Here is a 17,797-nt window from a genome sequence, read left to right as displayed (position 1 = left end):
GCCCTGGACCTGTTCGATCCCGGCGACGGCAAGCCGCGCGACGGTGCCGGCCACCGGCGTCGTGATGGACGCCTCCATCTTCATGGCCTCGATCGTGGCCACCGTGTCGCCGGCCTTGACGGTGTCCCCGGCCTTGACGGTCAGCGTGACGGCACCGGCGAACGGCGAGGCGACCTGGCCCGGCTGGGAGGTGTCGGCGCGTTCGGCGGCCTTGACGTTGCTCACCACTGAACGGTCGCGGACCACCACGGGCCGGGACTGGCCGTTGAGCGTGCACATTACCGTGCGCATGCCCTTCTCGTCCGGCTCGGAGACGGCCTCGAGCGAGGCGATCAGCCGGACGCCCTTCTCGAGCTCGATCTCGTGCTCCGCGCCGCGCTGCAGCCCGAAGAGGTAGTCCCGCGTGTCCAGCACCGAAAGGTTGCCGTAGGACTCCACGCTCTTCTGGTAGTCCTTGGTGGGACCGGCGAAGAGCAGGCGGTTGAGCGTGCCCCGCCGGGTCTTGGAATCGCCGTTGAGCGCGGCGCTGTCCTCGGCGCTGATCTCGACGTCGCGGACCTTGACGGTGCGCCCCTGCAGCGCCTTGGTCCGGAAGGGCTCGGGCCAGCCTCCGGGCGGGTCACCAAGCTCGCCAGAGAGGAAGCCGATCACGGAATCCGGGACGTCGTACTTTTGCGGGTTCTCGTTGAAGTCTTCCGGATCGGCATTGAGGCCCACCAGGTGCAGGGCGAGGTCGCCCACCACCTTGGACGACGGGGTCACCTTGACCAGGCGGCCGAGGATCCGGTCCGCCGCGGTGTACATGTCCTCGATCGCCTCGAAACGCTCGCCCAGGCCCAGCGCCATTGCCTGCTGGCGCAGGTTGGAGAGCTGGCCGCCCGGAATTTCGTGCTGGTAGACCCGGCCTGTGGGGCCCGGCAGTCCGGACTCGAACGGCGCGTAGACCCGGCGGACGGCTTCCCAGTAAGGCTCGAGGGCGCAGACGTTCGCCAGGCTGAGGCCGGTGTCGCGCGGCGTGTGGGCCAGCGCGGCGACGAGGGCCGAGGCCGAGGGCTGGCTGGTGGTTCCCGCCAGTGAGGCCGAGGCCACGTCCACGGCGTCCACGCCGGCATCCACGGCCGCGAGGAGCGTGGCCAGCTGGCCGCCGGCGGTGTCGTGGGTGTGCAGGTGGACGGGGAGGTCGAACCGCTCCCGCAGCGCCGAGACCAGGCGCGCCGCGGCAGCCGGACGCAGCAGTCCGGCCATGTCCTTGATCGCCAGGATGTGCGCCCCGGCGTCGACGATTTTCTGCGCCAGCTCCAGGTAGTAATCCAGGGTGTAGAGCGTTTCCTCCGGGTCCAGCATGTCCGCGGTGTAGCAGAGGGCAACCTCGGCGACGGCGGTACCGGTCTCGCGGACGGCCCGGATGGCCGGAGCCATCTGGTTGACGTCGTTGAGGGCGTCGAAGATCCGGAAAATGTCGATGCCCGTGGCGGCGGCCTCGTTGACGAACGCCACCGTGACCTCTTCCGGGTACGGCGTGTAGCCGACGGTGTTGCGGCCGCGGAGCAGCATCTGCAGGCACAGGTTCGGCATGGCCTTGCGCAGGGCGGCAAGCCGGTCCCAGGGGTCTTCGCCGAGGAAGCGCAGGGCGACGTCGTAGGTCGCCCCGCCCCAGGCCTCGACCGAGAGCAGCTCGGGGAGCAGCTTGGATTCTGCGGGACCGGCCGCCACGAGGTCACGGGTGCGCACCCGGGTGGCGAGCAGGGACTGGTGCGCGTCGCGGAACGTGGTGTCCGTGACGGCCACGGCGTCCTGCGCCCGCAGGGCACGGGCAAACCCTTCCGGGCCGAGTTCCTGGAGACGCTGGCGGGACCCTGGCCGGGCCGCGGCGTCATCCAGGGCCGGAAGCTTGTCCGCCGGGTCCGTGTGGACCTTGAGTTCGCCGTTGGGCTTGTTGACCGTGACGTCGGCAAGCCAGGTCAGCAACTTGGTGCCGCGGTCGGCCGAGACCCGTGCCTTCAGCAGCTGGGGCCGTTCGTCAATGAACGAGGTGGCCACATCCCCGGCGACGAAGTCGGGATCGTCCAGGACAGCCTGCAGGAAGGAGATATTGGTGGACACGCCGCGGATGCGGAACTCGGCGAGGGCGCGGCGGGCCCGGGCGACGGCGGCCGGGTAGTTGCGTCCGCGGCAGGTCAGCTTGACCAGCATGGAGTCGAAGTGCGGGCTGATCTCCGCGCCCGAGTAGACGGTGCCGCCGTCGAGCCGGACGCCGGCGCCGCCGGCCGAGCGGTAGCCGGTGATCTTGCCGACGTCGGGCCGGAAGCCGTTGGCCGGGTCCTCCGTGGTGATGCGGCACTGCAGGGCGGCACCCTTGAGCTGGACGCTCTCCTGGGACAGGCCCAGGTCCGCGAGGCTCTCACCGGCGGCGATGCGCAGCTGAGCCTGGACGAGGTCGACGTCGGTGACTTCCTCGGTGACCGTGTGCTCGACCTGGATCCGGGGGTTCATTTCGATGAAGACGTGCTGGCCGGCCCGCTCGCCCACGGTGTCGACGAGGAATTCGACGGTGCCGGCGTTGACGTAGTTCAGCGCCTTCGCGAACTTCACGGCGTCGCGGTACAGCGCCTGCCGGATGCCTTCGTCCAGGTTCGGTGCCGGGGCGATCTCGATGACCTTCTGGTGGCGGCGCTGGATGGAACAGTCACGCTCGAAGAGGTGCATCACGTTGCCCTCCGCGTCGGCCAGGATCTGGACCTCGATGTGGCGCGGGCGCAGGACGGCCTGCTCCAGGAACATGGTGGGGTCGCCGAACGCGGCGTCGGCTTCGCGCATGGCGGCCTGCAGGGCCTCCGGGAGCGCCTCGCGGGTGTCCACGCGGCGCATGCCGCGCCCGCCGCCGCCGGCGACGGCCTTGGCAAAAATGGGGAAGCCGATCTCATCCGCGGCGGCGATCAGTTCGTCCAGGTCCTTCGACGGCTGGCTGGACTTGAGGACCGGGACGCCGGCCTTGCGCGCGGCCTCGAGGGCGGCAACCTTATTACCTGCGAGTTCCAGAACCTCGGCCGGCGGCCCGACGAAGGTGATGCCGGCCTCCTTCGCGGCCCGCGCCAGGCGCGGGTTCTCGGAGAGGAAACCGTAACCGGGGTAAATGGCGTCCGCCCCGGACTCCTTGGCTACGCGCACCACCTCATCAACGTCCAGGTAGGCCCGGACCGGGTGTCCCTCCTCGCCGATCAGATACGCCTCATCGGCCTTCTGGCGGTGAATGGAGTTGCGGTCCTCATGGGGAAACACAGCGACAGTCTTGGCACCCAGCTCGTAGCTCGCGCGGAAGGCGCGAATCGCGATTTCGCCGCGGTTGGCCACCAGAATCTTAGAAAACATACTTCTCCTGCTTCATCGCGGGCGTATCGGTAAGTGCTCACAGTGTCTAGGACCTGTGCGGGCAAACACAAATCATTGTGGCGACTGTCACAGCATTATCCGTCACGGACGCCGCGATGGGCAGGGCCTTGGCCTTAGAGCTTTCCCCGTCCGTCCGATTGGCGAGGTTCTGGCGCCCCACGCCGGATGAAACGGGTTTCGCCGGAGCATCAACATATGATGAGTGGGTGGGTGGCGCATGCACGCCCCGGCTCCGAAGAACGCAGGAGCCGGCACGACCCCGTCTCGGCAACCGGCGTTAGGTATTGGTTTTTCAAGTGCAAGTAGTGAGCATCAGCAGCCTCAAAGGCGGTGTCGGCAAGACATCCGTGACCACCGGACTGGCGTCGGCKGCATTGGCCGCCGGCATCCCCACCCTCGTCGTCGACCTTGATCCGCATGCTGACGCCAGCACGGCCCTGGGCGTGAGTCCGGACGATCAGCTCGATATCGGCAGGATGCTGAGGTCGCCGCGGCGGGCACATCTGGCGGACAACGTGGTCCCCAGCGGCTGGGTGGAACACGCCCGGATCAACGGCCGCGGCAACGCCAACGGCAGTGCGAACGGCAGGATTCAGTCCGGCGCGGCAACCTCCGTCCTGGACGTGGCCGTCGGCTCTGCCTATACCGGCATCTACGACCGCCCCGACCTGGGCCGCCGCGACCTTCGCCGGCTTTCCACGGTCCTGGCCGGCGCCACGAACTACGAACTCGTCCTGGTCGACTGCCCCCCGTCACTGAACGGCCTGACCCGGATGGCGTGGTCCGCAAGCGACAAGGTGACCCTGGTGGCCGAGCCCGGGCTTTTCTCGGTGGCCGGCACGGAACGCACCATGCGCGCCATCCAGCTCTTCCGGCAGGAATTCGCCCCCAAGCTGTCCCCCGCGGGCATCGTGGCCAACCGGGTGCGCAACAGTTCGGCCGAGCACACGTTCCGGCTCTCGGAGATGGAATCCATGTTCGGCCAGCTGCTGTTGAGCCCGCACATCCCGGAGCAGGCCAACTGGCAGCAGATCCAGGGCGCGGCCCACTCCATCCACCACTGGCCCGGCGACTCGGCCAAGAATGCGGCCGGGCTCTTCGATGCCCTGCTGCAGAACCTGCTGAACCAGGGCAGCGTGGCCCCGGCCGGCGCTGTCCGCGACCGCAGCCTACGGTAGCCCCGGACTCCCATACACAGCCCAACAGAAATGCGGCCGCCTTCCCTGTCCGGGAGGCGGCCTCATCTTGTTGTACTCAGTGTCTGTGCTCAGTCGTTTCTGTGCGCAGTCACGTCTGCAGTTGTGGGCGCTAGCCGATCTTGCGGGCCGCCCGGCGCTTGCTCAGCTCGTCGTCGGGAAAGGACTGGTCCGCGGCGTGTTCGCTGGGAAGGGCTGCGAGGCTTCCTTCAACTTCGCGCCATACGCGGCCGACGGCGATGCCGAACACCCCCTGGCCGCCCTGGACGAGATCGATGACTTCATCTGCCGATGTGCACTCGTAGACGCTGGCGCCGTCGCTCATGAGCGTGATTTGGGCGAGGTCCTCGACGCCGCGCTCACGCAGGTGTTCCACGGCGGTGCGGATCTGTTGCAGGGAGACGCCCGTGTCCAGGAGCCGTTTGACCACCTTGAGAACCAGAATGTCGCGGAAGCCGTAGAGCCGCTGCGAGCCGGAGCCGGCCGCGCCGCGGACGGCGGGCTCAACGAGTCCGGTGCGCGCCCAATAATCGAGTTGGCGGTAGGTAATGCCGGCCGCCTTGCAGGCGGTGGGTCCGCGGTAGCCCGCGTCCTCGTCCAGAACGGGGAGATCCTCGGTGAACAGCAGGCCCTGGGCACCGCTGGCGGGCACAGCAACGCCGGCCGTTGAGGCCTGCTTCAGCTCGCCTGCTTCGCCTTTCGGACTCACGTGGACCCTCCTTGTCGTGGGTTCCCCTGGGTTTGTTGCATCGGCAGCAATAGATGTGAACAGCTGCATGACACCGGATGAATACTTCATCCGTGTAATTCAGCCGGCTGCACCTTCCAGTGTGACTTGCGCGGCTACCGTATGCAATGGGAACTTGTACCTCCGACGTTAGGCCTGCCGGGGCCCAAGGTCAAAGACGTTGGGGCTATTCCAGGGGCGTGTCGAAAGTTTCATCCTTGACTTTAACGTTCAGTGCCGCCACAGCTGTCACGCACGTATCAGAAACACCAGGAGTCACAGGCACGCCCGCAACCGCGGCAGGTTCCCTGGCGCCGGTGGCCTGGGCCGGCTCAGCCGCCGAAGTCTTCGGGTTCGACGTCGTCGAGGAACTCGCGGAAGCGCCGCAGTTCGCCTTCCTCGTCCACGGCGGGTCCGGGGTGCGTGTCCTCGCCCTCGTCGTGTTCGGTGATCCGGACGCCAGCCTCGTCCATGACGGCGTCGGCGCACCAGATCCGGCACTTGGCGCGCAGGGCAACGGCCAACCCATCGGAGGCCCGGGAGCTCACGGTGGTGCCGTTCTCGAACTGCAGCTGCCCGTAGAAGATGTTGTCCTCCACCGCCACGATGTTGACGCTGACGATCGTGTGGCCGAGGGCCTCGACAACGTCCACCAGGAGGTCGTGGGTCATCGGCCGGGGCGGGATGACCCCCTGCTGGGCCAGGGCGATGGCGCTGGCCTCCGGGGTCCCGATCCAGATGGGCACGTGGCGCTCACCATGGATTTCCTTGAGCAGGACAAGCGGCTGGTTGGACGGCAACTCGATCCGCACGCCGACAATCTCCACCTCAATCATCAGATGTCCATCCTTGAGATGCGGTCGTGGACCAGCGCCTGGTGCAAGGACAGGCAGAGGTCGCTGATTTCCCGGGCCGCCTCGGCGGCGCGGGCGTGGGAGGCTGCGTCCTTGCGGGAGGTCAGGGTGGCCACAGCACGCTCCACGAGCCCGAATTCGCGGTCGGCAGCCGCCTGGAACGGCCGCAGGTGGCGGGGTTCCAGGCCATGGCTCTCCAGCTGGACGCAGGCCCGCGCGACCTGCAGCGCGTGTTCGTCGAATTTGCCGTTGACGTGCCCGATCAGGCCGTAGCTCAGGAGCGATTCCAGCAGCGGGACGCTCGCCCCGGATTCGGCGCGCAGCTGCTCCTCGCTGAGCCTGCGTGCCCGGCTGTGCAGCTCGGAGGCGAGCTCCTCGGAGACGATCCGCGGGGACAGCGTGACGCCTGCCGGCAGGTTCTCCGGCCGTTCGCCCCGGTCGATCGCATCAAGGTAGTCCTTGATGACCTTCAGCGGCAGGTACTGGTCACGTTGGAGTGAGAGGACGAAGCGCAGCCGTTCGACGTCGTTCTCGGAGTACTGACGGTAGCCGGCAGGTGTCCGCTGCGGGTTGATGAGTCCCTTTTCTTCAAGGAACCGGATTTTTGACGCAGTCATGCTGGGGAAGTCGTCGCTCAGTTGAGCCAGGACTTCCCCGATGTTCAGAACCTGGGGTCCGCGCCGATCCGCATGTGCCGTGGCCACAGGCAACTACCCCGGAATCAGACGTTGCCTGCTGCGCGGGCAGGGCTGAGGTAGAAGGTGAGGCGGAATTTGCCGATCTGGACCTCGTTGCCGGACTTCAGTTCCACCGAGTCCACGCGGTCGTGGTTGACGTAGGTGCCATTCAGGCTCCCGGTGTCCACAACCTCGAAGCTGCGCGCAGTGCGGCGGAATTCAACGTGCCTGCGCGAGACAGTGACGTCGTCGAGGAAGATGTCGGCGTCCGGGTGGCGGCCCGCCGTGGTGACGTCGGAGTCCAGCAGGAACCGCGCACCGGCGTTGGGGCCGCTGTGCGCCACGAGCAGGGCCGATCCGAAGGGAAGGGCCTCAACCGCTGCCCGTTCCTCAGTCGAAAGCTTCGGCGTGAAATTGGGTTCGTCGCGCACCGGAGTGAGGTTGATCGACGTGGTCTCCGAAGCCTTCACTCCACCCGTGCCGTAACCGTCACCGGTGTCGTTCCGTTCGTGCCCAAACATTGAGTCCTCCTCATTCGTTGCAGGTGTCCCCCCTGCAAACAACGCATGCCGTCCGGAAAAGCCTTGCAGTCCCGGTAATGAGGCCCTTCGGCGGGGCGCGGCTTTGTTTTGTTATCCCAACAACACTCGCCGGCGGCCCCGGCCCGAATGACCTCTGTCTTTAGCCTACCTGCTGTTCATACTCGGATGCACTGAGCAAGGACTCGACCGCGTCGGCTTCCGCGAGCCTGATTTCGATCAGCCAGCCTTCACCGTACGGATCGGAGTTGATAAGGGCGGAATCGGTGTCCAACGACTCGTTCCTGGCGACCACCTCGCCCGTCACCGGGGCGTAAATATCGCTGACGCTCTTGGTGGATTCGACCTCTCCGACGACGTCGTTGGCCTTGATGGTGGTCCCGACCTCGGGCATCTGGGCGTAGACGACATCCCCGAGGGCGTCCTGGGCAAAATCAGTAATGCCCACGCGCACAACCCCGTCGGCGTTGGGGGCCGAAACCCATTCGTGTTCTGCGGTGTAGGACAGGTCTTCGGGAATGATGCTCATGACGGGCCTTTCATCGGGTCAATCACCTGGCGGCGGCAGTCGTTTGTTCTAGCCGCCGCTGAAAGTATAGGCATATCGGGCAGGGGCCGGGGAGGGATCTGCGAAGATGGTGCCATGGCAGAACATGCTCCGCTGAAGGGCGGGAATGTGCACAACCGGGGCGCCGGGACCGTCCGGACACGCCAGGTCTAGGCCATGCCTGAGCTTCCTGAAGTTGCGGCCCTGACGGACTTTCTGGACGAGCACCTGCGCGGAGCAATGGTGCGGAAAATCCAGCCGGTCTCCTTCGCCGTGCTCAAGACGGCAGACCCTCCCTACTCCGATCTCCAGGGCAAGGCCGTCAGCGGCGTGCAAAGGTTCGGCAAGTTTGTCAGTGTGGAAGCGGACGGGCTGCATTTTGTCTTCCACCTCGCCCGGGCCGGCTGGGTCCGCTTCACGGACTCCCCTACCGACGCCCAGCTGAAAATGGGGAAGGGCCACATCGCGCTGCGGCTGACGTTCTCGGGCGATTCCGGCCCGGTGGGCATGGATCTGACGGAGGCGGGCACGAAAAAGAGCCTGGCGGTCTATGTGGTCCGTGATCCGCACGACGTGCCCGGCATCGCGGCGCTCGGACCGGATCCGTTCAGTCCGGACTTCGACGTCGATGCACTGGCCGGGATTCTCGGCTCCAGTTCACAGCAGATCAAGGGCGTCCTGAGGAGCCAGGGCATCATCGCGGGCATTGGGAATGCCTACAGTGACGAGATCCTCCACGCCGCCAGGACTTCGCCGTTCGCGATCGCCAAGTCGCTGGACCGGACGGACGTGCAGCGTCTCTACGACGCCATCCACACAATTCTGGGAACAGCGGTGGCGGAGGCCAAGGGCAAGCCGCCCAACGAGCTCAAGGACACCAAGCGGAGCCACATGCGGGTCCATGGCCGGACCGGCGAACCGTGTCCGGTGTGCGGGGACACAGTCCGGGAGGTTTCCTTTGCCGATTCCGCCCTGCAGTACTGCCCGACGTGCCAGACGAAAGGAAAGATCCTGGCCGACCGCCGGACGTCGCGCTTTTTGAAATAGCGGATCACCGCGGACCTTCCGGGGAACACCGCGGAGCGGATGTGTCCGGGAAACAGAAAACCCCGCCATTCCTTCATCAGGAATGGCGGGGTTTCAGCTGTTGGTCGGGCTGACAGGATTTGAACCTGCGACCCCTTGACCCCCAGTCAAGTGCGCTACCAAGCTGCGCTACAGCCCGCTGGTTCCACCGTTCTCCGCCCGGAAGTCCTCCCGGATTCGCTCCAGGTTTTCTTCCAAGCAGTCCGGCCGAACCACCTCCAAAAGCTTACACGATCCGGGAGGGTGCCTGTGACAATTTCAGGCTGTCACGGCAAGGTGTGTCGGAATTAACGTTTCTTGCCACGCTTTTCGCGCACGCGCATGTTGACCTCGATGGGCGTGCCCTCGAAGCCGAAGGTCTCCCGGAGGCGTCGGGTGATGAAGCGGCGGTATCCCGGATCCAGGAATCCGGTGGTGAAGAGCACGAACTTCGGCGGCCGGCTCGAGGCCTGGGTGCCGAACAGGATGCGGGGCTGCTTGCCGCCGCGGACCGGGTGCGGGTGCGCTGCGACAAGTTCGCCCAGGAACGCGTTGAGGCGTCCAGTGGGGATGCGCTTGTCCCAGCTTTCCAGGGCGGTGTCCAGGGCCGGGACGAGCCGGTCCTTGTGCCAGCCGGTTTTAGCCGAGATGTTCACGCGCGGCGCCCAGGCCACGTGTGCCAGGTCCTGCTCGATTTCGCGTTCCAGGTAGCGGCGGCGCTCGTCGTCGAGGAGGTCCCATTTGTTGAAGGCCAGCACCAGGGCGCGGCCGGATTCAACGGCGAGCTGCAGGATGCGGACGTCCTGCTCGCTGAGCACCTCGTCCACGGCCAGGAGCACGACGGCGACCTCGGCCTTTTCGAGCGCGCTCTGCGTGCGCAGGGAGGCGTAGAAGTCCGCGCCTTGGGCCATGTGCTGGCGGCGCCGGATGCCGGCGGTGTCCACGAAGCGCCACGTGCGTCCGCCGAGTTCGATGAATTCATCGACCGGGTCGCGGGTGGTGCCGGCGGTGTTGTCCACCACCACACGCTCGGAACCGGCGAGCTTGTTCAGCAGCGAGGACTTGCCGACGTTCGGGCGGCCGATCAGGGCGATGCGGCGGGGGCCGCCGGAGCGCTCGAGGCCTTCAATCAGGGAGTACTCCGGGAGGGTGTCCATGACGTGGTCCAGGAGGTCCGCCACGCCGCGGCCGTGCAGGGCCGAGACGGGGTACGGTTCGCCGAAGCCCAGGCCCCAGAGGGTGGCCGAGTCGGCTTCCTGGGCGAAGTCGTCCACCTTGTTGGCCACCATGATGACCGGCTTCTTCGACTTGCGCAGCATCTTCATGACGCCTTCGTCGGTCGCGGTCGCACCCACGGCGGAGTCGACGACGAACAGGACGGCGTCGGCAAGTTCCACGGCCATCTCGGCCTGCTCCGCCACACGGGCGTGGATGCCACGGGCATCGTGCTCCCACCCGCCGGTGTCCACCACGGTGAAGTTGCGGCCGTTCCAGTTTGCCGAGTACATGACACGGTCGCGGGTGACGCCGGGGGTATCCTCGACCACTGCCTCGCGGCGGCCCAGGATCCTGTTGACCAGGGTGGATTTGCCCACGTTGGGCCGTCCGATGATGGCCAGGACCGGGTCCAGCTTGACCGGGCCGTCAAAGTCCTCATCGTCGAAGTGGCCGCTCAGGAGGGCGGCGTCGTCTTCATCGAGCTCGTAGTCGTCCAGCCCGGCACGCAGCGAGGCCGCGCGGAGTTCCGCTTCGTCATCGTCCAGGGCGGCAAGGTTTTCAGCCACCTGGTCGGTGCCGGTGGGCGTGTATTCGTCTTCGCCGGCGCCAAAATTGCCGGAGGTTTGAGTCGTATCGCTCATTGCACTTTCCTTAGGTGGTGATCTGCCGGCGTCCCGGCTACTGCTTCATGACGTTCATGCGGTGATTCCGCGTGGGGCAGGGGCTGCCCGGTTCTTAGTACTGAGTCCTGGACATGGCGCGCTAATGCGGCCCGGATTTCGGTTCCCGCCCTGTCCATTGAAACACGCCCGCTCTCGCCCGGCCTGCGGCTGACGTTGATGGCCCCGCCGAAGCTGACATGCAGGCGCCGGCGCGGTGCGGGCACCGTATCCAGGTGTTCGCCGCCGATTCTTGTGCCCAGGATGGCCACGGGAACCACGGTGGCGCGGGAGTTAAGCGCCAGCCAGGCGACGCCGTTGTTGATCGCGGCGGCCTCACCGCTCCCCCGCGTGCCTTCGGGAAGAATCCCGACGCACCGTCCGGCGTCGAGCAGGCTCCGGGCCGTGGCCAGCGCCGCACGGCCACCACGGCGGTCGACGGGCAACTGGCCCGACGCCGCCAGGACGCGGCCGAGGAACCCGGTGAACATCTCCTGCTTGACGAGGATGTGCATGGGCCGGGGCGAGGCTCCGAACATGACGGGCCCATCCAGGAAGCTGATGTGGTTTCCCGCGAAAATCACGGGACCGGCCGCCGGGACGTTGGAGCGTCCGCTGACCGAGGTGCGGTAGACGAGGTGGTCCAGGAGCCATCCCACGGGCCGGCTCCACGCCGTCGTCCACTGGCCGGGCAGGGCGGCGGGCGCTGTCCCCGGCAGTCCGGCGCGCCCCTCAGTCACCGTGGACGGCCCGGAGCGGAACAGGAGAATGGTTGACCACGGTGTCCACGATGTCGAGTGCGGCCTGGACCGTCTCGTCAAAGTCCAGGTCGGAGGAGTCSAGGGTCACGACGCCGTCGGCGGCCGTGGTGAAGTTCACTACGGTGGAGTCCTTGGCATCGCGGTGCGTGACCTGGGCTGCCAGCTGCTCGGCATTCTGGCTGCCGCCCAACTGGATGCCGCGGCGGCGCAGCCGGGCTTCCTCGCTGGCGGTCAGCAACATCCGCACCTCGGCATGGGGCGCGACGACGGTGGTGATGTCCCGGCCCTCGACCACCATGCGGCGGTGGTGCTTTTCGATCAGCTCGCGCTGCCGGCGGATCAGTTCAGTCCGCGCGCCCAGCGTGGTGGCGACGGCGCTGACTGCCGCGGAAATGGCGGGTTCACGGATGGCGAGAGTGACATCGTGCCCGCCGACGCGGACGTACTCTTCCTGCGGGCTCGTGCTGATTTCCAGCGGCAGGGTCTCTGCGGCGGTCTCGACGGCGGCCCCGTCGTCCAGGTCCGTGCCGCTCTGCAGGCAGAACCACGTCAGGGCGCGGTACATCGCGCCGGTGTCGAGGTAGGCCAGTTTCAGCCGGCGGGCCACCTCTTTGCTCACGCTGGATTTGCCGGAGCCGGAGGGTCCGTCGATGGCAACCACAAGGCTTTTTCCGGGGCGGACTACGTCCACTGTCTCGATGAGTTCCTGGGTCATTACTGGAGTACCCGCCATCCACGGTCGTTGAGGGCTGCTATCAAAAGGTCGTGCTTGTTGGGCAGGACGGAAATTTCCACCATGCCCACATTCTGCCCCGAAGAGTGGTCGAGGCGGAGGTCTTCGACGTTGACGCCGATCTCGCCAATCTCGGTCAGCAGCTTGGCGATCTGCCCGGGTGTGTCATCCACCAGCACCGTCAGCCACGAGTATGCCTGCGGGGGTCCGCCGTGCTTGCCCGGGATCCGGGACTGGCCGGCATTGCCTTCGCTGATCAGCTGGGCAAGGTCCAGCCGGGCGCCGGGAGCGGCCGGTGCCTCCAGGGTGCCGATCAGCCGGTTGAGGTCCTCGCGGACTCCGTGCAGGATTTCCACCACTTTTTCCGCGTTCGCGCCCAGGATCTGGACCCAGAGCGTGGGATCGCTTGCGGCGATCCGGGTGACATCGCGCAGCCCGTTGCCGGCCAGGGACAGGGCGTGCAGGGGCGTGCCCTGCAGGCGGCTGGCCACGAGCGAGGACATCACCTGCGGCAGGTGTGAGACGAGCGCCACGGCTGCATCGTGCTCGTCGGCAGCGAATTCGGACACGACGGCGCCGAGATCGCCGGCCAGCGCACGCGCCACCCGCAGAGACTCCGGCAGTGTCTCCTCCGCCGGGCACACGACCCACGGCATGGAGGTGAACAGCTCGCCCCGGGCCGCGACCGGGCCCGATTTCTCGCGCCCGGCCATGGGGTGGGTCCCCACGTAGCGGCCCAGGTCCGCGCCGCGGCTGCGGAGATCGGCCAGGATCTGCGCCTTCACGCTCGCGATGTCCACCACGACGGCGTGCGGGTAGTCCTGGAGCGCCTTGGCCACGACGTCCGCCGTGACATCCGGCGGCGCGGCCACGACGACGAGCTCCGGAGCCTCCCCCTCGAGGCGCGCCAGCGGCAGGCCGGCGCCGATGTCGACGGCGACGGCCTGGTTGGTCGGCGAGGGATCCGAGAGGAACACGGGAACGCCCCGCCCCCGCAGCCCCAGCCCGATGCTGGTGCCCAGAAGCCCGGAGCCCAGGACGAGCACCGGGCCGTTCAGGTGGCCGCGGCCGTGCGTGCGGAAGGCGGACATGCTTACAGCCCCACGGAGGCCAGCAGGTGGCCGACTTCCTGCTTGCCGAGGTTGCGGATGCTGCCCTGGCGCTGGTCGCCGAGCCCGATGGGGCCGACCTTGACGCGCACCAGGCGCAGCACGGGGAAGCCGACGGCGTCGAACATGCGCCGGACGATCCGGTTCTTGCCCGAGTGCAGCACGACCTCGATCAGCACGTGGCCGGGGGTCGAGTCGACGAGCTTGAAGGAGTCCACCGAGGCGATGCCGTCCTCGAGTTCGACGCCGCCCTTGAGTTCGGCGCCCACGCCCTGCGGGAAGGGCCCGCGGACCTGCACGAGGTAGGTCTTGGGCACTTCATAGGACGGGTGCGTCAGGCGGTTGGCGAGCTCGCCGTCGTTGGTCAGCAGCAGCAGCCCTTCGGTGGCGACGTCAAGCCGACCCACGTGGAAGAGGCGTTCGCCGTGGTGGTTGCGGACAAAGTCGCTGATGCACGGGCGGCCGTCCGGGTCCTCCATGGTGGAGACAACGCCCTTGGGCTTGTTGAAGACCATGTAGACCATGTTCTCGTCCAGCTGGATGCGCAGTCCGTCGACGTGGATCACTGCCGTCTTCGGGTCGACGCGCACGCCGAGTTCGGTGACCACCTGGCCGTCGACCTCGACGCGGCCCTCGGCGATCATTTCCTCGCAGACCCGCCGTGAGGCGACGCCGGCGGAAGCCATGACCTTCTGGAGGCGGGTGCCGTCGGCGTCGTGCAGCTCAGACTGCGGCACCTCGGCGCGGGGTCCGCGCTTGCGGGCCGGCTTGCGCACGGGCCCGAGGTTCTGGCCGAAGCGTTCACTGCCGAAGGCGCGGGAACCGGTGGCCTTGGCCGCTCCGGCGCCGACGCGCGGCTTGGGCTTGAGGGCGCCGGGAGTGCCGGGAGCCTTGCCGAAGCCGGGCTTGCGGGCGGCTGCCTTGCGGGCTGCCTCCTTGCCGGAGGGCGCTTTCGACTTCCAGTCAGCGGAAGCCGGGCGGGCAGTCGACGGCGCCCCGTCGGGACSCTGCAGGTCCGGATCGATAAAGGCCTCTTCGCGAGGCTTGGGGTGCTTGAAGGGGCGGTCTCCGCCGCCCTTGTAGCCGGCTCCGCCGCTGCGGCCGGCGCCGCCTTGGGAGCTGCGGCCTGCGCCGCCCTTGTAGTCGGCTCCGCCGCTGCGGCCCGAACCGCCCTGTGCGCCGCGGCCCGAGCCCTGACCTCTGCTTTGTCCGGCACTGCTTTGTCCGGCACTGTTACGTCCCGAACTGTTACGTGGTGAACCCTGGCGTCCCGCCTGTGTCATGACCCGTCCTTCGTTTGTTGGCCGACGGCCGCTGTCTCCCGACAACACCCGCCGACTGGGCAAAATGGTTCTGCCCTAGTGGATACTCGTGCGCAGGCAGTTGTTCCTGCCTACATTCTTCCAGCGTCGTAAAACTCTTCGATGCCTTCAAGCCCCGGAAGGTGGGGTGAAAGCTGTGGCAATTCCGCCACCGAGCCGATTCCCATTCGCTCCAGGAAATACGACGTCGTGCGGTACAGGATTGCTCCGGATTCGGGATCGGTTCCCGAGTCCTCGATCAGCCCCCGCTGCGTCAGCGTCCGCACGACAGAGTCAACGTTGACTCCTCGAATTGCAGACACCCGCGCCCTAGATACGGGCTGGCGGTAAGCGATGACGGCGAGCGTTTCGAGCGCCGCCTGCGTCAGCCTGGCTGTCTGGCCTTCCAGCACGAATTCGCCGACGATCTCGGCGAATTCAGCGCGGGAATAGATCCGCCAGCCTCCGGCGATATTCCGCAATTCAAAACCCCGGGCGGTGGCGCTGAAGCCGTTCAAACTGGCATCGTCCACATCCGGGGCATTAACAGTATAACCGTTATACTCCCGCTGCAGTTCAGCCAGCAGGGTCTCGATGACGTCGACCGTCAGGTTCAGTCCGGCTGCCAGGGCCTGGGCCGTGGCCGGTTCGTCGATCACCATCAGGACCGTTTCGAGGGCCGCGCGGGCGCCCCCTGGCAGGCTCGCGACGTCCGGCCCGGCCTCGCGGGCAGCGTCCGGCCCGGCGTCCGGCCCGGCCTCGCGGGCAGCGTCAGGGAGTCGTTCGTTCACGGTTGGTCCTCGTATTCTTCACTCAGGTTTTCGCTGCTCCACCCCTGGGTATCGGCCGTCCAGTGCACCGTCAGTTCCCCCAGCGGCAGCAGCTGGTCAAAGCCCACTGCCCGGTCGCGGAACAGCTCCAGCAACGCCAGGAACCGCGCCACCACCACCAGCGTGGATTCGGCGTCGGCGATCAGGGCCCGGAAGCTCAGTGGCGTGCCCAGCCGCAGCCGGTTCCCCAGCAGCTCGGCCTGGTCCTTGACGCTGACGGGCGCGCCGTGCAGGTGCGCGAGGCCTACTTCGGTGGGGGCTGCCTCCTTGGGTTTGAGGGCCGCCTCGGCCAGGGAGGCGAACTGGGCAGGGGTGTGCCGCCACAGCAGTTCCGGAAGCAGGGCAGCGAAGTGCCCCTCAAGGGCAACCTGCCGGGGATAGCGCCGGGCCTCAAGCTCGAGCGTGGAGCCGATCATGCCGGCCACCTGCTTGAAGGCCTTGTACTGCAGCAGCCGGGCGAACAGGAGGTCCCGGGCCTCCAGCAGGGTAATGTCCTCATCGTCCTCAACCTCGCCCGCGGGCAGCAGCCGGGCCGCTTTGAGGTCCAGGAGGGTGGCCGCAATCACCAGGAATTCGCTGGCCTCATCCAGGGCCCACTCCTCCCCCAGCTGCTGCAGGCCCCTGATGTACTTGATGAATTCGTCAGTGACCGTGGACAGCGCCACCTCGGTGATGTCCAGCTGGTGCTTGGAGATCAGGCCGAGCAGGAGGTCGAACGGGCCGGTGAAGTTGGCCAGCCGCACTTCGAATCCGGGCTTTTTGACGCGCGGTTCTGCTGGGCCCTCCGGCCCCGCGGCCCGCGCGGATTCCGCGCGCGTGTCGAGCTCCGCAGGCATGTCGAGATTCGCTGGCGGAGAAAAGGCGCCTGCCACGACCCTGGCTAGGGCGCGCCGCCGCGCGAGATCAGCTCTTTGGCCAGGCGGCGGTAGGCGTCGGCACCGACGTGGTTGCCCGCGTAGGTAGTGATGGGCTCGGCCGCGACCGTGGCGTCGGCAAATTTGATCGAGCGCTTGATGACGGTTTCGAAGACCTTGTCGCCAAAGGCCTCCACCAGGCGGGCAATCACCTCGCGGCCGTGCAGGGTCCGGGCGTCGTACATCGTGGCGAGCACGCCGTCGACCTGCAGGCGCGGGTTGAGGCGGTCCTGGACCTTGTCGATGGTTTCCACGAGCAACGCCACGGCGCGCAGGGCAAAGAATTCACAGATCAGCGGGATGATGACGCCATGGGCGGCGGTCAGCGCGTTGACGGTGAGCAGGCCGAGCGAGGGCTGGCAATCGATCAGGACGACGTCGTAGTCGTCCTCGACCTTTTTCAGGGCCCGGTCCAGCACCTGTTCGCGGGCCACTTCGTTGACCAGCTGTACCTCGGCGGCGGAGAGGTCGATGTTGGCCGGGAGCAGATCTACGTTTTCCACGCCGGTCTTCTGGATGGCGTCGCGGATGTCCACCTTGCGGTCCATCAGCACGTTGTACACGGTGAGGTCGAGCTCGTGCGGGTTGGTGCCCAGGCCGGCGGACAGGGCGCCCTGCGGATCGAAGTCGACCAGGAGCACGCGGCGGCCGTATTCGGCCAGGGCTGCGGCGAGGTTGATCGTGGACGTGGTTTTGCCGACCCCGCCCTTCTGGTTCACCATGGCGATGACCCGCGCAGGACCGTGGGAGGACAGCGGCGCGGGCTCCGGAAAGTCGCGTTGGGGCCGCCCGGTGGGGCCCATGACGGCGTCTTCCAGATCGAGTTCGGTGCCTTCCAGAGTTGCTGAACCCTGTTCGCTGCTCACGTATCTATCCACACTTTCGATGACGGTGATTGTCGTGCTTCATTTTGCCGCTTCCGGGCTCCCGGAGCCCAGCGCGTTCCTCCCAAGGTTACAGCGCCCGACACGGTATTCGCCGGACCTTGACACTGCGCCGGAGGCTGTGCCTTGACGTTCGGGTTGAAGTCGAAGGTTGCTACCGGGCTGTCACGGCGGCCCGGGCGTGCCGGCAGGCACGCCCGGGGGGACGCCAAGGGGGAGGCCCGCAGGCGCGCAGCCGGGGGGGTGAAGCAGGCAGCCGGGCCCGCGTTCCGGCGGCCCCGGAGATATTGAAGTTTGTACCCCGCAGGCCTACATTGAAACGACGAGGTGGCAGCGGCTCATGCACGAACTTTCGATCACGCAAAGTCTTGTGGAGGCGGTCCTGGACCGGAC

16 protein-coding genes and 1 tRNA gene are annotated in these 17,797 nt (G+C 67.1%); 2 read left to right on the top strand and 15 right to left on the bottom strand.

Translation table 11 applies throughout. The annotated features are described in order from the left end of the window. Nucleotides 1–3,369: pyruvate carboxylase (locus AC1D1S_RS11615; protein ID WP_476994490.1), on the bottom strand; the 3,369-nt coding region annotated here is incomplete at its 3' end. 317 nt (nt 3,370–3,686) lie between these two features. Between AC1D1S_RS11615 and AC1D1S_RS11610 the strand changes: the two genes are divergently transcribed. Then, nucleotides 3,687–4,568: a ParA family protein gene (locus AC1D1S_RS11610; RefSeq protein ID WP_028275902.1), complete on the top strand. Its 882-nt coding sequence runs from the start codon at nt 3,687–3,689 to the stop codon at nt 4,566–4,568. Between the two features lie 130 nt (nt 4,569–4,698). Here AC1D1S_RS11610 and AC1D1S_RS11605 read toward each other — a convergent pair whose 3' ends face one another. The 5 genes from AC1D1S_RS11605 to gcvH all read right to left on the bottom strand — a co-directional run bounded on the left by AC1D1S_RS11605 (nt 4,699) and on the right by gcvH (nt 7,912). Further along, the gene (locus tag AC1D1S_RS11605) at nt 4,699–5,295 is read right to left on the bottom strand and encodes a MerR family transcriptional regulator (RefSeq protein WP_028275903.1); all 597 of its coding nucleotides are present in this window, start codon (nt 5,293–5,295) and stop codon (nt 4,699–4,701) included. A gap of 350 nt (nt 5,296–5,645) precedes the next feature. Beyond that, entirely contained in the window at nt 5,646–6,149 is a 504-nt protein-coding gene (locus tag AC1D1S_RS11600; RefSeq protein WP_028275904.1) for a bifunctional nuclease family protein, read from the bottom strand. Further along, nucleotides 6,149–6,871 carry a transcriptional regulator FtsR gene (gene ftsR / locus AC1D1S_RS11595; protein ID WP_028275905.1) on the bottom strand — a complete coding sequence of 241 codons (723 nt, stop codon included), beginning with the start codon at nt 6,869–6,871 and terminating at the stop codon, nt 6,149–6,151. The genes AC1D1S_RS11600 and ftsR overlap by 1 nt, the downstream gene beginning before the upstream one ends. Nucleotides 6,872–6,888: 17 nt before the next feature. After that, nucleotides 6,889–7,365 carry an FHA domain-containing protein gene (locus AC1D1S_RS11590; protein ID WP_028275906.1) on the bottom strand — a complete coding sequence of 159 codons (477 nt, stop codon included), beginning with the start codon at nt 7,363–7,365 and terminating at the stop codon, nt 6,889–6,891. A 160-nt stretch (nt 7,366–7,525) separates the two neighbouring features. After that, nucleotides 7,526–7,912: a glycine cleavage system protein GcvH gene (gcvH, locus tag AC1D1S_RS11585; RefSeq protein ID WP_028275907.1), complete on the bottom strand. Its 387-nt coding sequence runs from the start codon at nt 7,910–7,912 to the stop codon at nt 7,526–7,528. A 195-nt stretch (nt 7,913–8,107) separates the two neighbouring features. Between gcvH and AC1D1S_RS11580 the strand changes: the two genes are divergently transcribed. Continuing rightward, the gene (locus tag AC1D1S_RS11580; protein WP_243179545.1) at nt 8,108–8,977 is read left to right on the top strand and encodes an Fpg/Nei family DNA glycosylase; all 870 of its coding nucleotides are present in this window, start codon (nt 8,108–8,110) and stop codon (nt 8,975–8,977) included. A gap of 101 nt (nt 8,978–9,078) precedes the next feature. On the opposite strand, the gene AC1D1S_RS11575 is transcribed toward AC1D1S_RS11580, so the two are convergent. The 9 genes from AC1D1S_RS11575 to AC1D1S_RS11535 form a co-directional block, all read right to left on the bottom strand. Next, nucleotides 9,079–9,155, bottom strand: a tRNA-Pro gene (locus AC1D1S_RS11575). Between the two features lie 148 nt (nt 9,156–9,303). Continuing rightward, complete coding sequence (gene der, locus AC1D1S_RS11570) at nt 9,304–10,854, bottom strand: ribosome biogenesis GTPase Der (protein WP_028275909.1); 1,551 nt, start codon at nt 10,852–10,854, stop codon at nt 9,304–9,306. Beyond that, nucleotides 10,851–11,531, bottom strand: a complete 681-nt coding sequence (locus AC1D1S_RS11565) for a lysophospholipid acyltransferase family protein (RefSeq protein WP_028275910.1) — start codon at nt 11,529–11,531, stop codon at nt 10,851–10,853. The genes der and AC1D1S_RS11565 overlap by 4 nt, the downstream gene beginning before the upstream one ends. A gap of 73 nt (nt 11,532–11,604) precedes the next feature. Beyond that, nucleotides 11,605–12,348, bottom strand: coding sequence for a (d)CMP kinase (cmk, locus tag AC1D1S_RS11560; protein WP_028275911.1), 744 nt, complete (start codon nt 12,346–12,348; stop codon nt 11,605–11,607). Beyond that, nucleotides 12,348–13,457, bottom strand: a complete 1,110-nt coding sequence (locus AC1D1S_RS11555) for a prephenate dehydrogenase (RefSeq protein WP_459384367.1) — start codon at nt 13,455–13,457, stop codon at nt 12,348–12,350. Before AC1D1S_RS11555 ends, cmk begins: the two co-directional genes overlap by 1 nt. Nucleotides 13,458–13,459: 2 nt before the next feature. Further along, nucleotides 13,460–14,758 carry a pseudouridine synthase gene (locus AC1D1S_RS11550; RefSeq protein ID WP_476994489.1) on the bottom strand — a complete coding sequence of 433 codons (1,299 nt, stop codon included), beginning with the start codon at nt 14,756–14,758 and terminating at the stop codon, nt 13,460–13,462. 110 nt (nt 14,759–14,868) lie between these two features. Beyond that, the gene (gene scpB / locus AC1D1S_RS11545) at nt 14,869–15,477 is read right to left on the bottom strand and encodes an SMC-Scp complex subunit ScpB (RefSeq protein WP_476994491.1); all 609 of its coding nucleotides are present in this window, start codon (nt 15,475–15,477) and stop codon (nt 14,869–14,871) included. 86 nt (nt 15,478–15,563) lie between these two features. Next, nucleotides 15,564–16,442, bottom strand: coding sequence for a segregation and condensation protein A (locus tag AC1D1S_RS11540; RefSeq protein WP_243179548.1), 879 nt, complete (start codon nt 16,440–16,442; stop codon nt 15,564–15,566). 44 nt (nt 16,443–16,486) lie between these two features. After that, nucleotides 16,487–17,386, bottom strand: coding sequence for a ParA family protein (locus tag AC1D1S_RS11535; protein WP_018772307.1), 900 nt, complete (start codon nt 17,384–17,386; stop codon nt 16,487–16,489). Between the last annotated feature and the right edge of the window lie 411 nt (nt 17,387–17,797).

Source organism: Arthrobacter sp. P1_A5 (assembly GCF_056406825.1).
This window is presented reverse-complemented; position numbering and strand designations above follow the sequence as displayed.